16 protein-coding genes and 2 tRNA genes are annotated in these 17,303 nt (G+C 71.7%); 11 read left to right on the top strand and 7 right to left on the bottom strand.

The window, feature by feature from the left end; all coding sequences use genetic code 11:
* Nucleotides 1-38: 38 nt before the first annotated feature.
* Entirely contained in the window at nt 39-1,067 is a 1,029-nt protein-coding gene (locus ASG53_RS07575; RefSeq protein WP_056131059.1) for an acetylxylan esterase, read from the top strand.
* A gap of 16 nt (nt 1,068-1,083) precedes the next feature.
* Here ASG53_RS07575 and ASG53_RS07580 read toward each other — a convergent pair whose 3' ends face one another.
* Nucleotides 1,084-1,983 carry a hypothetical protein gene (locus ASG53_RS07580; protein ID WP_056131062.1) on the bottom strand — a complete coding sequence of 300 codons (900 nt, stop codon included), beginning with the start codon at nt 1,981-1,983 and terminating at the stop codon, nt 1,084-1,086.
* Nucleotides 1,984-1,989: 6 nt separating this feature from the next.
* Nucleotides 1,990-2,517: a MarR family winged helix-turn-helix transcriptional regulator gene (locus tag ASG53_RS07585; protein ID WP_082543904.1), complete on the bottom strand. Its 528-nt coding sequence runs from the start codon at nt 2,515-2,517 to the stop codon at nt 1,990-1,992.
* A gap of 66 nt (nt 2,518-2,583) precedes the next feature.
* On the opposite strand from ASG53_RS07585, the gene ASG53_RS07590 reads away from it, so the two are divergent.
* Complete coding sequence (locus ASG53_RS07590) at nt 2,584-3,795, top strand: FAD-dependent monooxygenase (protein ID WP_056131065.1); 1,212 nt, start codon at nt 2,584-2,586, stop codon at nt 3,793-3,795.
* 2 nt (nt 3,796-3,797) lie between these two features.
* Here ASG53_RS07590 and ASG53_RS07595 read toward each other — a convergent pair whose 3' ends face one another.
* Nucleotides 3,798-4,781: an aldo/keto reductase gene (locus tag ASG53_RS07595; protein ID WP_056131068.1), complete on the bottom strand. Its 984-nt coding sequence runs from the start codon at nt 4,779-4,781 to the stop codon at nt 3,798-3,800.
* Nucleotides 4,782-5,024: 243 nt separating this feature from the next.
* Between ASG53_RS07595 and ASG53_RS07600 the strand changes: the two genes are divergently transcribed.
* The 6 genes from ASG53_RS07600 to ASG53_RS07625 all read left to right on the top strand — a co-directional run bounded on the left by ASG53_RS07600 (nt 5,025) and on the right by ASG53_RS07625 (nt 11,760).
* Complete coding sequence (locus ASG53_RS07600; protein WP_082543905.1) at nt 5,025-5,915, top strand: methyltransferase domain-containing protein; 891 nt, start codon at nt 5,025-5,027, stop codon at nt 5,913-5,915.
* Nucleotides 5,916-6,155: 240 nt separating this feature from the next.
* Entirely contained in the window at nt 6,156-7,667 is a 1,512-nt protein-coding gene (gtfA, locus tag ASG53_RS07605) for a sucrose phosphorylase (protein ID WP_056133855.1), read from the top strand.
* Between the two features lie 157 nt (nt 7,668-7,824).
* Nucleotides 7,825-8,610: a fumarylacetoacetate hydrolase family protein gene (locus tag ASG53_RS07610; protein WP_056131071.1), complete on the top strand. Its 786-nt coding sequence runs from the start codon at nt 7,825-7,827 to the stop codon at nt 8,608-8,610.
* The gene (locus ASG53_RS07615) at nt 8,607-9,260 is read left to right on the top strand and encodes a PH domain-containing protein (RefSeq protein ID WP_056131074.1); all 654 of its coding nucleotides are present in this window, start codon (nt 8,607-8,609) and stop codon (nt 9,258-9,260) included. Before ASG53_RS07610 ends, ASG53_RS07615 begins: the two co-directional genes overlap by 4 nt.
* 104 nt (nt 9,261-9,364) lie before the next feature.
* Nucleotides 9,365-10,894: a glutamate--tRNA ligase gene (gene gltX, locus ASG53_RS07620; protein ID WP_056131077.1), complete on the top strand. Its 1,530-nt coding sequence runs from the start codon at nt 9,365-9,367 to the stop codon at nt 10,892-10,894.
* Between the two features lie 23 nt (nt 10,895-10,917).
* Nucleotides 10,918-11,760 carry an HAD family hydrolase gene (locus tag ASG53_RS07625; RefSeq protein ID WP_235533868.1) on the top strand — a complete coding sequence of 281 codons (843 nt, stop codon included), beginning with the start codon at nt 10,918-10,920 and terminating at the stop codon, nt 11,758-11,760.
* 141 nt (nt 11,761-11,901) lie between these two features.
* On the opposite strand, the gene ASG53_RS07630 is transcribed toward ASG53_RS07625, so the two are convergent.
* Nucleotides 11,902-12,825 (bottom strand): LysR family transcriptional regulator, encoded by a 924-nt coding sequence (locus ASG53_RS07630; RefSeq protein ID WP_056131085.1) that lies wholly within the window; start codon nt 12,823-12,825, stop codon nt 11,902-11,904.
* A gap of 129 nt (nt 12,826-12,954) precedes the next feature.
* Here ASG53_RS07630 and ASG53_RS07635 point away from each other — a divergent pair, with 129 nt between their 5' ends.
* On the top strand, nt 12,955-14,184 hold the full coding sequence (locus tag ASG53_RS07635) for a YeiH family protein (protein ID WP_056131088.1): 1,230 nt from the start codon (nt 12,955-12,957) through the stop codon (nt 14,182-14,184).
* A 154-nt stretch (nt 14,185-14,338) separates the two neighbouring features.
* Here ASG53_RS07635 and ASG53_RS07640 read toward each other — a convergent pair whose 3' ends face one another.
* Together ASG53_RS07640 and ASG53_RS07645 are read right to left on the bottom strand one after the other, a co-directional pair.
* A complete protein-coding gene (locus tag ASG53_RS07640; RefSeq protein ID WP_056131091.1) occupies nt 14,339-14,896 on the bottom strand; it encodes a hypothetical protein in 558 nt (185 codons plus the stop codon).
* 145 nt (nt 14,897-15,041) lie between these two features.
* Complete coding sequence (locus tag ASG53_RS07645) at nt 15,042-15,680, bottom strand: hypothetical protein (RefSeq protein ID WP_056131094.1); 639 nt, start codon at nt 15,678-15,680, stop codon at nt 15,042-15,044.
* 404 nt (nt 15,681-16,084) lie between these two features.
* On the opposite strand from ASG53_RS07645, the gene ASG53_RS07650 reads away from it, so the two are divergent.
* A tRNA-Gln gene (locus ASG53_RS07650) sits at nt 16,085-16,156 on the top strand.
* A 109-nt stretch (nt 16,157-16,265) separates the two neighbouring features.
* Nucleotides 16,266-16,338 (top strand) — tRNA-Glu (locus tag ASG53_RS07655).
* A gap of 228 nt (nt 16,339-16,566) precedes the next feature.
* On the opposite strand, the gene ASG53_RS07660 is transcribed toward ASG53_RS07655, so the two are convergent.
* On the bottom strand, nt 16,567-17,286 hold the full coding sequence (locus tag ASG53_RS07660) for an IclR family transcriptional regulator (protein ID WP_012866122.1): 720 nt from the start codon (nt 17,284-17,286) through the stop codon (nt 16,567-16,569).
* Between the last annotated feature and the right edge of the window lie 17 nt (nt 17,287-17,303).

Genomic DNA, 17,303 nt, shown 5'->3' on the forward strand with positions numbered 1-17,303 from the left:
ACCCGACCGCGGGACCTGACCAGAGAGAGGACCACCCCGTGCTCGTCGACTCACCCCTCGAGACCCTCGTCGATCACCTCCCACCCGTGGAGGAGCAGCCCGACTTCGACGACTTCTGGGCGCGCACCCTCGACGCCTCACCTGTCGGCACCGCGACCTTCGAGCCCGTAGACGTGGGACTGTCGACGGTCGACGTCTATGACGTGACCTTCCCGGGCTGGGCGGGACAACCCGTCAAGGCCTGGCTGCTGCTCCCGGCCGCCAGCGTCGAGAGCCCTGACAGCGCTGGCTCCGCCGACGGCTTGCTCCCTGCCGTCGTCCAGTACATCGGCTACAACGGCGGCCGGGGCATCCCCTACGAGTGGCTCACCTGGAGCGCCGCCGGGTACGCCCACCTCGTCATGGACAACCGTGGCCAGGGCGGCGGCGGCAAGACCGTCTCGCACACCCCCGACATCAACCCCGCAGGCCACGGACCCTCCGCCCCCGGGTTCCTCACGAGCGGCGTCGAGTCGCCCGACCACCACTACTACAGGCGGCTCATCACCGATGCCGTCCGGGCCGTCGACGCCGTCAAGCAGGCGCCCAGGGTCGATCCCGACAGGGTCGCCGTGCTCGGTGGCAGCCAGGGGGGCGGGCTCGCGCTCGCGGTCGCCGGCCTGCGCTCCGACCTGCGGGGCGCCGTCGTCGACGTGCCCTTCATGTGCCACTACAGGCGGGCGTCCACGATCACTGACACGGGGCCCTACGCGGAGATCCGCAGGTTCCTCAGCGGTCAGCGCGACCAGGTCGAGACGGTGATGACCACGCTCTCGTACATGGACGGTGTCAACTTCTCCCGGCGTGCCACGTGCCCGGCGTGGTTCTCGGTCGGTCTCATGGACGCGGTCTGCCCGCCGTCGACCGTCTACGCGGCCTACAACCGGTATGCCGGACCCAAGCAGATGCAGGTGTTCGAGTACAACGGCCACGAGGGAGGCGGGCTGTACGACGTACCGCGCAAGCTCGCGGCGCTCGCCTCGGTGCTCCGAGACGGGGGTGGCGAGCACGCGTCGGTCAGGAGGTGACCTCGGACGTCCGGCGTCAGACGGCCGGGACCGCCGCGAGCAGCGCGTCGCAGGCCTCGACGATGCGGGATCGCAGCGGAGCGCCGCGCTCGGCGAACTCGCGCTGCCGGCGCGCGTACTCGGCCTTGCCCTCGGGCGTCTCGATCTTCACGGCCTCCTCGCCGAAGCGTGTGACGTCGTAGGGGGAGGCCTGCATGTCGAGGAGGCGGATGTCACGGGCGAGCTCGAAGCAGTCGAGCACCAGGTCGCTCGGCAGGGCGGGGACCAGCTTGTTGGTCCACTTGAACAGGTCCATGCCGGCGTGCAGGCAGCCCGGCTGCTCGAGGGCGGGCTGGTCGTCACGGGTCGGCTGGAGACGGTTGAGCGGGACGGCCTCGGGGGTGAAGAACCTGAAGGCGTCGAAGTGGGTGCACCGGATCTGGTGCGACTCGACGACGGCATCGGTCCCCTCGGCACCCAGCCGCAGCGGGAGCATGTGCCGGGTGTCGTCGCCCTGCTTGTAGACCATCGCCCACTCGTGCAGGCCGAAGCACCCGACGTTCGTGGGGCGCCCGGCCGTCGCCGCGACGAGAGACCTGACGTAGCGGACAGTCGACCCGCGGTCGGCGAGGAAGGTCGGGACGTGGACCGTCAGACCGCCGTCGGGGGTCGGCTCGTACCAGCGCCAGGTCGCCCGCTCCGCGAAGGCCTCGGTGCCTCCCGGGGCGTCGTGCAGGGTGACGCCCGCCCCGGGGTGCCAGCGGCGCAGCTGCGCGGGTCGGGTCGTGTAGTAGGTGAAGAGGAAGTCGTCGATCTCGTGCTTCTCGCCCGCGAGGCGGCGCGAGCGCCAGCCAGCCGTGAGGGCGTCGGCATGCTGGGCGTGCGCCGCGGCGAGCGGGGCCCAGGTGTCGTGGGCGAGGGCGGTCTGGGTGAGCACGGCGGTCTATCCCTGCGTCGTCGTACGTGCGTGGTCTGCCTCGGTCGCGTAGGTCTCCATGACCTCGCGGATCCCGGTCAGCATGTGGGTGAGCTGCTCGATCTCGTCCTGCGAGTACGGCTCGAGCAGCGCGGTGATGCGCTCGCCGAGCGGGTCGAAGAACCTGTCGGCGACCTCGTGCACGGTCGAGGTCGAGTGCAGCGTGACGATCCTCCGGTCCGCGTGGCCGCGGCTGCGCTCGATGTGGTGCGCCGTCTCGAGGCGGTTGAGCAGGCTCGACGTCGCGCCGAAGCTCAGCCCGATCCGTTCGCTCAGCCGTGCGGGGGTGAGCGGGGTACCGCGCTCTTCAGCGCCGAGGATCTCGACGAGCGCTGTCGCATCGGTCGTGTGCAGCCCTGCCCCCGCCGCGAACTCTCGGCCGACCTGCGCGTACGTGGTGCCGTAGGCGGTGAGGGCCTCGAGCAGCCGATCCGTCGTGGGGCTCTCGTCGGGGTGGGTCGGGGTGCCCGAGGGGTCGTCTGCGCCTGTGGACATGCGGTCAGCCTATCGTGCCGTTATTATTTCAGCATCAAATAACTTCACGAAAGAAGAGAGTGCTTCATGACCACGACACGACGAGTCCTCGTCTCCGGAGCCAGCATCGCTGGCCCCGCTCTCGCCTGGTGGATGCAGCGCTACGGCTGGGAGACCGTCGTCGTCGAGCGCGCTGACGAGCTGCGGACCGCAGGTCAGAACATCGACGTCCGAGGTGCCGGCCGCGAGGTCGCCCGGAAGATGGGCCTCGAAGACGCGATCCGGGCTGCAGGTACCGGCGAGCTCGGGACCCGGTTCGTCGGTCGGGACGGGCGCACCCGGGCCGAGCTGCCCGCAGGCACCGGAGACACCGACGGGGCGACCGCCGAGCTCGAGATCCTCCGTGGCGAGCTCGCCCGGATCCTCGTCGACCGCAGCCGTGAGACGACCGACTACAGGTTCGGCACGACCATCGCGGCGCTCGACGACCGCGCGGACGGGATCGACGTCACCTTCGCCGACGGCCGCGAGGAGACCTTCGACGTGGTGGTGGCGGCTGACGGCATGCGCTCCCGCACCCGTCGGCTCGTCGTCGGAGACGCCGCCCAGATCCAGCCGAAGGGCATGTACACCGCCTACCTGACCATCCCCAGGGTCGCCTCCGACACCGACTGGTGGCGCTGGTACTCCGCCCCGGGCGGTCGGTCGGTCACGCTGCGCCCCGACAACCTCGGCACGATCCGCGCGACGCTGTCCTTCCTCTCGCCGCCGCGCGGCTACGAAGACCTCGACGACGCCGCGCAGCGCGACCTGCTGTGCCGGCTCTTCGCCGACGCCGGCTGGGAGACGCCCCGGGTGCTCGACGGGCTGCGGCACGCCGAGGAGTACTACTTCGAGCAGGTGGGGCAGGTGCACTCACCCATCTGGCACCACGGGCGTGCGGCCCTCGTCGGAGACGCGGCCTACTGCGCGTCGCCCGTGAGCGGCATGGGCACGAGCCTCGGGCTCACCGGCGCCTACGTGCTGGCCGGAGAGCTCGCCTCGCACATCCACCACCGCGACGCCTTCGCCGGCTACGAGCGGATCATGCGCCCGTACGTCGACCAGGCGCAAGACCTCCCGCCGGGGACGCCGCGGCTGGCGAACCCGCGGACCCGGGCCGGCGTCGCCGCGCTCCACGGCGTGCTCGCGCTCGCGGCCACACCCGTGGCGCGGTCGGTCGGCGCACGGCTGTTCCGTCCGCCGGCCGACCGCATCGAGCTTCCCGACTACACGCACCTGGAGCGTGCAGGGGCCTGACGTCAGAACAGCGCGATCTTGTCGGGCTGCGGGAAGATCTCGTCGAGCTCGGCGAGGTCCTCGCTCGTCAACGGGTGCACCGCGGCAGCGTTCTGCTCGATCTGCTCGGGGCGCGTGGCCCCGGCGATGACCGACGAGACGACGGGCTGCGCGGCGAGCCACGAGAACGCGACCTGCACCTCCGTGAGGTCGCGCTCGGCGGCGAAGGCCGAGTACCTCTCGAGGGCCTCCCACGGCGCGGACTCGAGCAGCCCGGGCTTGGAGTGCGTCAGACGACCGTCGGCAGGGCCGCCCTCGCGGCTGTACTTGCCGGTGAGCAGACCGTTGGCGAGCGGGAAGTACGGCAGCACCCCGAGCCCGAAGGCCTCGGCGGCGGGCACGACCTCGAGCTCGGCCCGGCGGTCGATGATGTTGTAGTGGTTCTGGCTCGACACGAAGCGCTCGGTGCCGAGCTGTCGGGCGAGCAGCTCGGCCTCGGCGATCTGCCACCCCGCCCGGTTCGAGTGCCCGATGTACCGGACCTTGCCGCTCGTCACGAGGGAGTCGAGGGCGGAGAGTGTCTCTTCGACGGGCGTGCCGGGGTCGGGGGTGTGGAACTGGTACAGGTCGATGTAGTCGGTGCCCAGGCGACGCAGCGACGCCTCGACCGAGGCGAGGATGTAGCGGCGTGAGCCGCGCGCACCGTGGTCGGGGCCGTTGGCACCGCGGACGTCCATGCCGAACTTGGTCGCGACGACGGCCTCGTCGCGTCGGCTGCCGAGGGCCTTCCCGAGGTACTCCTCGGAGCGCCCAGGCTCTGCGCCGTAGACGTCGGCGACGTCGAACAGGGTGATCCCTGCGTCGAGGGCGGCGGTGACGACGGCCGTGCTCCCGTCGAGGGACTCGGTCGCGCAGTGCTGGCGGCCGAGGTTGTTGCAGCCGAGCCCGACGACGGAGACGGTCAGTCCGGAGCGGCCCAGGTGGCGGTGGTCGATCGAAGAGGTCATGCCCTCGAACGTACGCCGTGAGCAGCCACGCGACCACAGCGCGACCGCGCGTGGACGACAGCGAGACCTCGCGTCGGCTGCGCCGCGACCGCGCACAGACTGCGCCGCGACCGCGCGACGACGGTGGTCCGAGCAGGCAGCGACGGTCGAGCCACGGTGCTGCGACCAACCTCACCCACGATCTAGTCCCACCATCCGAGAACAATGTCTCAGAAGCGTCACGGTCCCCCTACCGTCGTACACATGACACAGCACAGCGCGGAGCGCACCGGAGCGCCGACCGAGTCCGACCGTCAGGCGCCCACAGGTGCCCACGGCAGCGAGCAGTCCCGCGAGTCCGAGTCCTACACGCACGGCCACCACGAGTCGGTCCTGCGCTCGCACAGGTCTCGCACCGCCGCGAACTCTGCGGCGCACCTAGTCCCGCTGCTGCGCAAGGACATGACGCTCCTCGACGTCGGCTGCGGACCGGGCACCGTGACCGTCGACCTCGCCCGCACCGTGGGACGGGTCGTCGGCGTGGACGCCGCGACAGCTGTCCTCGACAGCGCGCGCGAGCTCGCCGAGTCCTCGGGCGTCGAGAACGTGAGCTTCGAGTACGCCAACGCCTACGAGCTGCCCTTCGACGACGACTCCTTCGACGTGGTCCACGCCCACCAGCTGCTCCAGCACCTGTCGGACCCCATCGCCGCGATCCGCGAGATGCGCCGCGTGACCAAGCCCGGCGGGATCGTCGCCGCCCGCGACGCCGACTACAGCGCCATGACCTGGTACCCGGAGTCCGACGGCCTCACGGAGTGGAACGCGCTCTACCACGAGGTCACCGCCGCCTACGGCTACCAGGCCGACGCCGGCCGCCGCCTGCTCAGCTGGTTCCAGGAGGCCGGCTTCACCCCCGAGGCCCTCACAGGGTCGGCGGGTGTGTGGTGCTACGCCTCCCCAGAGTCGCGCGAGTGGTGGGGCGGGCTGTGGGCCGAGCGCTGCATCGAGTCCAACTTCGCCGTCCAGGCCAAGGAGGCCGGGCTGGCCGACGACGTCGCCCTCGAGCAGCTCGCGCACGAGTGGCAGCGCTGGGCCGCGCAGCCCGACGGCTGGTTCTCGGTCCTCAACGGCGAGATCCTGGCCCGGGCCTGAGGAGCCTGTCAGGGGCTGAGTCGACTGAGCCCGCTCCCGGGCCCGACCAGCCCACGACGTCGACATGCCACTGCGGCACGAATGCCGCCGTCTCTCCCGTGATGCCCCGAAAAGGTGCATACTCGTCTCGAGCGGACAGCTCGCGGACGACAGGGCAGTCCTGCCCGACCCCACGGCGTGGGGCCTGGAGGGCCGCCCGGACACGGCACCCGCAGACCAGGACCACGACGGAGAGTGACCATGCGCAACGAGGTACAGCTGATCGCCTACGCAGACAGGCTCGGTGGCGACCTCGCCGCTCTGGCACGCGTGGTGCGGGAGGACTTCGCCGGTGCCTTCGGCGGCGTGCACGTCCTGCCGTTCTTCACGCCCTTCGACGGCGCCGACGCAGGCTTCGACCCCGTCGACCACACGGCCGTCGACCCGCGCCTGGGCACGTGGGACGACGTCCGAGACCTGTCGCGGACCCACGACACCGTCGTCGACCTCATCGTCAACCACGTCTCGGCAGACTCTGCGGCCTTCCAGGACGTCCGCGCCCGAGGGGACGAGTCGCCCGCCGCGTCGATGTTCCTCACGATGTCCTCGGTGTTCCCCGACGGCGCCACCGAGGAGGACCTCGCCCGGATCTACAGGCCCAGGCCCGGGCTGCCGTTCACGCCGGTGCGGCTCGGCGACAGGCTGCGGTACGTGTGGACGACCTTCACCCCGCAGCAGGTCGACATCGACGTGCGGTCCGAGCCCGGGGCCGCCTACCTCGCCGCGGTGCTGGACGCCGTCGCCTCGGCGGGAGTCAGTCTGGTGCGGCTCGACGCCGTCGGCTATGCGGTCAAGACGCCCGGCACCACGTCGTTCATGACCCCGGAGACCTTCGCGTTCATCGAAGAGTTCACGGCCGCAGCCCGCAGCCGCGGGGTCGACGTGCTCGTCGAGGTGCACTCGCACTACGAGCGTCAGGTCGAGATCGGCCGCTCGGTCGACCTCGTCTACGACTTCGCCCTGCCGCCGCTCGTGCTGCACGCGCTCTACACGGGCGACCCGGACGCTCTCGTCGACTGGCTCCGGGCCAGGCCCCGCAACGCCGTGACGGTCCTGGACACCCACGACGGGATCGGCGTGATCGACGTCGGGCCCGACCAGACCGTCGGTCCCGGTGAGGCCGAGCGGCCCGGGCTGCTCACCCCGGCGCAGATCGACGAGCTGGTCGAGGGGATCCATGCCCGGACTCTCGGCGCCTCGGAGGCGGCGACAGGCGCCGCCGCCTCGAACCTCGACCTCTACCAGGTGAACTCGACCTTCTACGACGCGCTGGGCCGGGACGACGTCCGCTACCTCGCGGCGCGGGTGATCCAGCTCTGCACCCCCGGGATCCCGCAGGTCTACTACGTGGGTGCGCTCGCCGGGCACAACGACGTCGAGCTGCTCGAGCGGACGGGCGTGGGGCGTGACGTCAACAGGCACTCGTACACGGCCGACGAGGTCAGCGCCGCGCTCGACCGCCCCGTCGTGCGAGCGCTGCTCGACCTCTGCCGCTTCCGCAACGCGCTGCCGGCCTTCGACGGGGACGTCGAGGTCTCGTCGGAGGGGTCTGTGCTACGGCTCGTCAGGCGTGGTGTGCAGGTGCCCGACGCCGTGGCTCGGCTCGAGGTCGACCTGTCGAGCGGGGCGGTGCAGCTCGAGTGGGACGGCCCGTCAGGATCTGGTCGCACGGAGGACCTCCTCGCCGACGCGCCGGTGACCGGACCGCGCTGAGTGCCGGACCTGGACCTGGTTCGAACCAGGTGTCCAGGTCTAGGACCCGGGCCAGGCCCGGACCTGAGCCCGGCTGTGGACCTGAACCGCGCTCTCGCCTCGACCTCGACCTGGACCTGGCGAGGACGACAGCGTGCTCCAGCGATAAGGTGACGTCGTGCGTATCGCGAGATTCACCACAGGTGACGACCCCCGCTTCGGCTTTGTCCAGACCGAGAACGGCAAGGACTTCCTCGCCGTCGTCAACGGAGACCCGCTCTACATGCCGGTCACGCCCACGGGCGAGCGCATCGAGATCGGCGACGGCGTGCGCCTGCTCGCCCCCGTGATCCCGCGCTCCAAGATCATCGGTGTGGGTCGCAACTACGCGGACCACGCCAAGGAGATGGGCAACGAGGTCCCGACGAGCCCGCTGCTGTTCTTCAAGCCGAACACCGCGGTGATCGGCCCCGACGACCCGATCGTGCTGCCCGACTTCACCTCCGAGGCCAGCTACGAGTCCGAGCTCGCCGTGGTCATCGGCCGCATCACCAAGGACGTCACGCCCGAGCGTGCGCTCGACCACGTGCTCGGCTACACCGTCGCCAACGACGTCACCGCCCGGGACGCCCAGCGGACCGACGGCCAGTGGGCCCGTGCCAAGGGCTTCGACACCTCGTGCCCGATCGGCCCGTGGATCGAGACCGAGCTCGACACCGAGGCGCTCGGTGTCTCGTCGCGTGTCAACGGGGAGACCCGTCAGGACGGCAACACCCGCGACCTCGTCTTCGACATCGCCTTCCTCGTCTCGTACATCTCCGAGGCCTTCACGCTGCTCCCCGGTGACCTCATCCTCACCGGGACCCCGGCAGGCGTGGGCCCGATCGTCGAGGGCGACCGCGTCGAGTGCGAGGTCGAGGGCATCGGGGTGCTGAGCAACCCCGTCGTCCGTCGAGGCGTGTGAGCTACCAGCCGGCAGCGCCAGGGCCGCAGGGGGCCACCTTCAGCTACGCGCCGAAACGGGTGACCGGGCTGCTCGTCGGCGCGGCGCTCGTCGGGCTCGGCACGGCGGTGATGCTCGTGCTGCTGGCGCTCGGCCGCGGCGTCGAGCCGCAGCCTGTGCCGCTGCGCGTCGTCTTCGGCCTCGCCGGGGCTGTGCTCGCGGTCGGTGCGCTGTGGCTGCTGGTGACGGCGCGCCGGCCGCGTCAGCTGGGTGTCGACGTGGGTCCCGCCGGGATCGACGTCGGCGTCGGGCGCGAGACCATCCACCTCCCGTGGTCGCAGATCGCGGCGGTGCGGTTCCGCGTCTACCTCGACAGGGCCGTCACCCCGCTCGACCTCGTCGACCGCCAGTCCTATCCGCGCCTCGAGATCGCCTTCCGCGACCCCGACGCGGCCGAGAGGGCGCTCCCGGCCTTGCGGCGGCTCCGTTCGACGGGGACGACAGCCGAGGGGTTCACCCACGGCATCGACGTGGGGACCGGACCGTTCCTCCCGCGGGCCGGGATCGAGCGTCACCTCCCCGAGCTCCAGCAGGCCTTGGCCACGGCGGCCGGTCCGCTCTACCGCGGGGCGAGCGTCGAGAAGCGCTGGTTCGGGAGCCGACGGCGCTGACGGCAGGGCAGTCCTACCGCCCTGGACGAGCCTGCCTCGGCCGAGGACTGGGTAGGCTGGGACCGTCGCCACGCGACCCCAGCTCCCCGATCTGAAACCCAGGTGTGTACGTGTCCGTCGAGACCACCCCCGCAGCCGTCGCCACGCCCACCGGCAGCGACGTCCGCGTCCGCTTCTGCCCGTCGCCGACAGGGACCCCGCACGTCGGGCTGATCCGCACGGCGCTGTTCAACTGGGCGTACGCGCGGCACACCGGCGGGACCTTCGTGTTCCGCATCGAGGACACCGACGCCGAGCGAGACTCTGAGGAGAGCTACACCCAGCTCCTCGACGCGCTGCGCTGGCTCGGCCTCGACTGGGACGAGGGCATCGAGGTCGGCGGCCCGCACGAGCCCTACCGCCAGTCGCAGCGCGGGGACATCTACCAGGACGTCATCCGCAGGCTCGTCGAGGGCGGCTACGCCTACGAGTCCTTCTCGACCCCCGAGGAGACCGAGGCGCGCAACGTCGCCGCCGGCCGCCCGAAGGTCATGGGATACGACGGCTTCGACCGTGACCTCACCGACGAGCAGAAGGCCGCCTTCCGCGCCGAGGGCCGCGAGCCCGTGCTCCGTCTGCGCATGCCCGACGAGGACGTGACCTTCACCGACCTCGTCCGTGGCGACGTCACCTTCAAGGCCGGGACCGTGCCCGACTTCGTCATCGTCCGCGCCAACGGCCAGCCGCTCTACACGCTGGTCAACCCCGTCGACGACGCGCTCATGGAGATCACGCACGTGCTCCGCGGCGAGGACCTGCTGTCCTCCACGCCCCGCCAGGTGGTGCTGTACCGCGCCCTGCTCGACATCGGCGTCGCGAAGGTCATGCCGGCCTTCGGCCACCTCCCGTACGTCATGGGCGAGGGCAACAAGAAGCTGTCGAAGCGCGACCCCGAGTCGAACCTGTTCCTGCACCGCGAGCGCGGCTTCACGCCCGAGGGCCTGCTCAACTACCTCGCTCTGCTCGGGTGGAGCATCGCGGCCGACAACGACATCTTCACGGTCGACGAGCTCGTCGCCGCCTTCGACATCGCCGACGTGCTGCCCAACCCGGCGCGCTTCGACGTCAAGAAGGCCGAGGCGATCAACGCCACGCACCTGCGCCGCCTCGACGGCGACGACTTCCGCGGGCGCCTCGTCCCGTACCTGCACGCCGCCGGCCTCGTCCCGGCCGACTCCTACGCCGACCTCGCCCCCGAGGTCCAGGCGCTGCTCGACGCGGGTGCCCCGCTCGTCCAGGAGCGCATGACGCTGCTCGGCGAGGCCCCGGGCATGCTCGGCTTCCTCTTCGTGGCCGACGACGCCGTGGTGGTCGAGGAGGCTGCACGCTCCGCCCTGCGCGAGGAGGCCGCCGAGGTGCTCGACCGCTCGATCGCGACGCTCGAGGCCCTCGAGGACTTCAGCCCGACGTCCCAGCAGGACGCCCTCAAGGCCGAGCTCGTCGAGGCCATGGGCGTCAAGCCGAAGTTCGCCTTCGCCCCGCTGCGCGTCGCGATCACGGGTCGCCGCGTGTCGCCGCCGCTCTTCGAGTCGATGGAGATCCTCGGCAAGGAGCGTTCCCTCGTCCGCCTGCGGGCGCTGCGGGCCTCTCTGTGACGGGTGACCCGGGCGTGACCGGGGTGGCATCCGCGACGGGCGTCCTCGCTGGTGCTGCCGTGACCACGGGCGAGCGCGCGCCGGAGAGCGTGCTGGCCACGACCGGCCAGGTCGTCTTCGACGGTCGCGGAGCCCTCGACGGCGTCCTCTTCGACATCGACGACACCCTGGTCAACACGCGCGCGGCCTTCGGCGCGGCGATGGACGGGATCGCCCGGGTCTACCTCTCGCACCTGCCGGAAGACCGTCTCGGGGAGGTCTTGGCGCTCTGGCGCCGTGACCCTGACGGTCACTACCGCGCCTACACCCGCGGAGAGATCTCCCTCGAGGAGCAGCGGCGCCTGCGGGCCAACCAGCTCCAGACGGCCTTCGGGGCCGAGCCGCTCACCGAAGACGAGTTCGTCGCCTGGGACGAGGTCTTCGAGGCGTCGTACAGGGCCGGCTGGGTGGCTCACGAGGACGCCCTCGAGACCGTCGCGGCGGTGTCGGCCCTCGGCCTGCGGGTCGGGGCGCTGTCGAACGCGACGACCGAGCACCAGCTGCCCAAGCTCGAGGCGACGGGGCTCGGGCACGTCCCGATGCTCGTCGGCCTCGACACCCTCGGCTTCGGCAAGCCCGACCCGCGGGTGTTCCTCGAGGCCTGCACACGCCTCGGGACGGACCCGTCACGGACCCTGTACGTCGGCGACGAGCTCGACCTCGACGCTCGCGCCGCTGTCCGGGCCGGGCTCTACGGCGCCTGGCTCGACCGCCCGGGCACCCGGCGTGGGGGAGTGCACCAGGAAGACCCGGCCGCGGCGTCGGCCGACGGGGTGGTGGTCCTGTCGGGCCTCGACCAGCTGACGGGGTACCTGACGGAAGGCTGACCTGGCCTGCGCAGCGCAGACAGCGCAGACCAGGCAGCCTGACGCGGGCTGCGGCCCGTCGAGAGGGTGTCGCCGTCCGACGGCGGCGGACAGCGTGGTCCGGCAGACCTCGGCAGGCGGTGTCCAGCGATGTCCCGCCTCTCAGGTCCGGGCGGAGACCAGTGCCGCGATCGTGCGGACCGGTGCCGTCATCTCGGTCCCGTCGCGCCACACCATGCGCAGTCGCCGGCTGAGGTCCAGCTCGGGGACGTCGAGGCGGACGAGCGTCCCGCGCTCGACGTCGTCGGCGACGGCCAGCTCGGAGAGCACCGTGACCGAGTCGGAGATGCGGACGCTCGCGACGAGCGCGGCCGTCGAGCCAAGGCTCGGCAGGTGGTCGGGCAGGCGTGACCCGGCCCGGGCGAGGGCCCGCTCGAGGATGTCCCGGGTGCCTGAGCCGGACTCGCGGACGACCAGGCGTGCGGCGAGCAGCTCGTCGACGCTCACGCTGTGCCCGCGACGCCGGGCCCACGGGTGCTGTCGTCCGACGACCACTGCGAGGCTGTCCCGCTGCACGGTCCGGCTGCGCAGTCCGCGCCGCACCGTCGAGCCCTCGACGAAGCCGAGGTCTGCGGCTCCTGAGAGCACCAGGTCCATGACGTCCTGGGAGTTGCGGACGATGAGCTCGACCTCAGGCCTCCCGCGGTCTTCGGCAGCCGTCAGGCGTGCCAGCCATCGTGGGACGAGGTGCTCGGCGATCGTCATGCTCGCCGCGACCCGGACCCTGTGCGCAGGACCCTCGCGCAAGGCTGCTGCGGCCCTCTCGAGAGCGTCCGAGGCGTCGAGCACGGTCCGTGCCCACACAGCGACGGCACGGCCCTCCTCGGTGAGGTGGCTGCCGCGGGTGGACCGGGCCACGATCTCGAGGCCGAGCGACCTCTCGAGCCTGCGGAGCGTCGACGACGCGCTCGGCTGCGAGATGCCGAGGGAGCGGGCGGCCGCGCTGATCGAGCCATGGGTGTCGGTCGCGACGAGCACGTCGAGAGCGGCGAGAGAGGTGCGCGGGGTCGGAGCGGTGTGTTCCACCCGTCGATCCTACGGCTGGCCATAGCCTCGGGCTATGTCGCGAGAGGGAAGCGGGTGTTCCGGCAGGCGGGCCGACCGCGCAGGGTGGATCCTGTGACCCCACCTCGTGACCGTTCAGCTCCCGGGCGCATGCGCCGCGCGACTCTCCCGCCCGACCTGCGCCCGACCCGCCGTGCCGCAGTCGTCCCGACGCTCCCTGGGCTCCTGCTGGTCGCTGGTGCTGCTGCCGCGAGCCTGGCGCTCGCCGACCTGCTCGTCTCGGCCACCGGGGCAGCGGTGTCTCCGCTCGTCGTCGCCCTGGGGATCGGGGCTGTGCTCGGGACGCTGCGCGCCGTGCCGCGGGCTGCCGCACCTGGGGTGGCGTGGGCTGGCAAGCACGTGCTGCGTGCCGGGATCGTGCTCCTCGGGCTCCAGCTCTCGCTCGGCCAGCTCGCGGGGCTCGGGTGGCGCGGGGTCACCGTCGTGCTCGTCACCGTGGTCTGCACCTTCCTGCTCACGCTCCGGCTCGGCCGCTGGATGGGCGTCGACCCGCTCACCCGCCTCTACGTCGCGACAGGGTTCTCGATCTGCGGTGCGGCCGCGATCGCCGCGATGAGCGCGACAGTCGGCGGCGCCCGAGGGCCGGCTGGCCAGCCCGTCCCCGGGCGGGGCGCCAAGGAGCCTGGGGCGACGGTCGACGGCGACCCAGGCCCGGACGTGCCAGGCGACGGGGACGCCGTCGGCACTGCGCTCGCACTCGTCACGCTCTACGGGACCCTCGCTGTGCTCGTCCTGCCCTGGGTCGTCTCGGCGCTGGGCCTCTCGGACGCGCAGGCCGGTCTCTTCATCGGGTCGAGCGTCCAGGAGGTCGGCCAGGTCGTCGCCGCCGCCGGCGCTGTCTCTGCTCCGGCTCTCGCTGCAGCGACCGTCGCGAAGCTCGCGCGCGTCGTGCTGCTCGCACCGCTCACAGCACTGGTCGCCGCGCACGGTCGGCGGACCGCTCGTGCTGCCGACGGCGCAGTCCGCGGCTGCGACGACGGCACGGCTGACGGACCTGCCGGGACTGTCGACGGCCCTGCCGGGGAGGACCGTGGACCTGCCGCGGCAGGGGCGAGGCGCGCGGCCCCTCTCGTGCCGGCCTTCGTGCTGGCCTTCCTCGGTGCCGTCCTCGTGAGGTCGACCGGGGTGCTGCCCGACGCGCTGCTGTCCGCCGCAGACGTCCTCCAGCGGGTGCTGCTCACGGCGGCGATGGTCGCGCTCGGCACGAGCGTCGACCTGCGCAGGCTGGTCCGCAGCGGCGGGCGGTCCCTCGGTCTCGGTGCTGTCGCGACAGTCGTGGCGGCCGGGGTCGCGCTGCTCGGGACGCTGCTCCTCGCATGATCTAGGGCGAGGAGGCCTGCGCCATCGCCTGCCGTGAGCGACACCGTCTGGGGAGAGGGATGTCGTCTGCTGAGGCGAGGGCTGGACGGTCAGGAGCGCGGCCGACGACGGTGCGCTCTGGTGAGCGGGCTCGCAGCGTCGAGAGGGCGACAGCTCACCGGGCCGAGTGACGGCCTTCCACGACCAGGACGATCTCGTCGGTCTCGACGCTCAGGTACGCCGAGGCGTGCCAGTACGGGGTGCTCAAAGCGTTGTCGAGCGCGACGCTCGACTGCAGCTCTCCTGTCGGCACGTCGCCCGCGAGGTCGTCGACGACCTCGGGGGAGCGGGTCGCCGGAGCCGTGCTGTACGCGGACGCGAGGTCAGCGGCGCGGCCCTCGGGCAGCGTCACCACGGCGTCCATCCACGTGGGCACGGGCTCGTCGGCGGCCTTCTGCCCGTCCATCCAACCGCTGTACCAGACGGCAGTCCGCCCGATCGCGAGAGCGGGCATGCGGTCGGTGAGCGAGGTGATGTCTGTCCTGCGGACGCCGTCGCCAGCCTTCTCCGCCGACGAGGCCGTCTGCAGGGTCACCCACAGGCTGCCGGCCGTCACGACGGCCAGCGCGAGCGACAGGACGACGAGGCGCCTGCCCGCGGGCACGACCCAGCGACGCCCGGGCGTCTCGTCGGTCGGGGCGGGCTGCGTGGTGGTGTCGCGGGTCTGGTCCATGGGCTCTCGGCTCGGAGGGGCCGCGGTCGCTCGCTGACGTCGCGGGCTGCGTCGACCCACCAACCTACCAACGCGGCGAGGCTGTGACCCGTCTTTTCTGGTACGTGAGCACCACTGTCCTGGTCACACCTCGACTCACCTGGACTCAGCGGACGCTCGAGTCCCAGCGCCACCGGGACCGGCGGGGCACGCCCGGCAGCGCGATGCGACCTGTGCACCACAGGAGCGACGCCTCGGGACGGGTCGCCGGTGCGTCGTCGAAGAGCCTGTCCACCGCGCGCTCGGCGGGTCCGGCCGGGAGTGCGTGCGGGCGCCCCGGTCCGATGTCGATACCGAGCCCCTGGGCGACGTCGTAGCCGTGGACGAGGATCTCGACCACGCCCATCGCCGCGAAGCCCGTCGGGTCCGAGACCCCGTGCGGGTGGAAGGCACGAGCGTCCGGACCCGCTGTGCTCACCTGGGTCGCCAGCAGCGCGGCGAGCGCCTGGACCGTGGTGGCGAGCCCCTGCGTGCCTGCGGTCGCGGCGACGCGGACCACGTCGTCGCCGCCGTCGGCGGCCGTGAGCGGCAGATAGTCGTCAGGAGCCTGCGCGGCGAGCTGGAGTGCGTAGGCGAGCATGTCGTCGCCGACGTGCTCGGCCGTGCGCCAGCACGACCACTCGACGTCGCCCGCCGGGACGTCGAGCTCTTCGGGGGTGGCGGTGAGCAGGAGGTCGGTGAACCACCGTGCGGAGTCGAGGATGTCCTGCGCGTCGCTGGTGCGGGTGCTGATCATGGCGTCCATGGCCACGACCGTGCCACGGAAGCGTGGAGCGGTCTATCGGAATGCCTCGCGCTGTCGTGCGCGGGTCGGGTGGTCGTGCCCGGCTCGCGTCGTGGGGTCGTGTCTGGCGGGTGCGCTCGGTGCGGTGGGTGCGGTGGGTGTGGTCGGTGCCGAGGGTGACGCAGGTCTCGGAGGTCTCTGGCGTGCGTGGCTGAGCGCGATCCTCGGTCCAGAGCCGTCTGCTCGACGTCCACGACGCGCGCAGGACGAGCGTGGGAAGGCGCGAACCGCGGGAAACCGGGGCTCGTGCGGAGCGCTGAGGTGGCGGTTTGGCGTTACCCCTGAGGTCGGGTAATGTTCTGGATCGGCGGAGCCCACGGGGACAGAACGCGAGAGCGGGATGTCAGACCGGGTCACTTCTCCATTGGGCTATGGTGTAATTGGCAACACATCGGTTTCTGGTACCGACATTCTAGGTTCGAGTCCTGGTAGCCCAGCGCAGAGTTCGATCACATGATCGGGTGTCACAAGCACTCAGAACATGCGGTAGAGTTCTCACTCGGAAGTACAGACGCCGGTCGCAAGACCTGCGGAAACGCTTCTTAGGCCCCCATCGTCTAGCGGCCTAGGACGCCGCCCTCTCACGGCGGTAACACGGGTTCAAATCCCGTTGGGGGTACAACGCAAGGCCCGGTCAGGGAAACCTGACCGGGCCTTTGTCGTTCTCGGGGTCGGCTGCCGACACGCTCGCGCCACCGTCCCTCGAGGAGGCGGGAGCGAGTGGCGTCTGCAGGTGTGACCGTCGCCACGACCTGGCGGGGAAAGGTGCGCCCCCGGACGCACCGAGGCCCGGCGCGCTGTGCGGGCCGGGCCTCAGGTGCAGGGGGAGGAGGGGGAGGGGGCGGTGCTACTCGCCGGAGCGGCGCAGGACCTCGGTGAGGCGGTTCGCGGCGGCGACCACGGATCCTGCGTGCAGGCGTCCGGGCTGGCGGCTCAGGCGCTCGACCGGACCCGAGATCGAGACCGCGGCGACGATGCGACCCGACGGTCCGCGGACCGGGGCGGAGACCGACGCGACGCCGACCTCGCGCTCGGAGACCGACTGGGCCCACCCGCGACGACGGACACCGGACAAGATGGTCGCGGTGAATTTGGCGCCCTGGAGACCGCGGTGCAGGCGGTCTGGCTCCTCCCACGCGAGGAGGATCTGCGCGGCCGAGCCGGCGTGCATGGTCAGGGTCGCGCCCACGGGGATCGAGTCGCGCAGACCGACAGGACGCTCGGCGGCCGCGACGCAGATGCGCTGGTCGCCCTGGCGGCGGTACAGCTGGGCGCTCTCGCCCGTGTGGTCGCGCAGCGCGGTGAGCACGGGGTTCGCGGCGGCGAGCAGGCGGTCTTCGCCGGCGGCCGTGGCGAGCTCGTTGAGGCGGGGTCCGAGGACGAACCTGCCCTGCATGTCGCGGGTGACCAGACGGTGGTGCTCGAGCGCCACGGCGAGGCGATGAGCGGTGGGGCGGGCCAGCCGGGTGGCTGCGACGAGCTGTGCGAGGGTGGCCGGGCCTGCCTCGAGAGCACCCAAAACGGATGCTGCCTTGTCGAGCACTCCGACTCCGCTAGAATTGTCCATAGGTCGATATTGCAGTC

This window comes from Sanguibacter sp. Leaf3 (assembly GCF_001425965.1).
In the GTDB taxonomy this organism is placed as follows: domain Bacteria; phylum Actinomycetota; class Actinomycetes; order Actinomycetales; family Cellulomonadaceae; genus Sanguibacter; species Sanguibacter inulinus.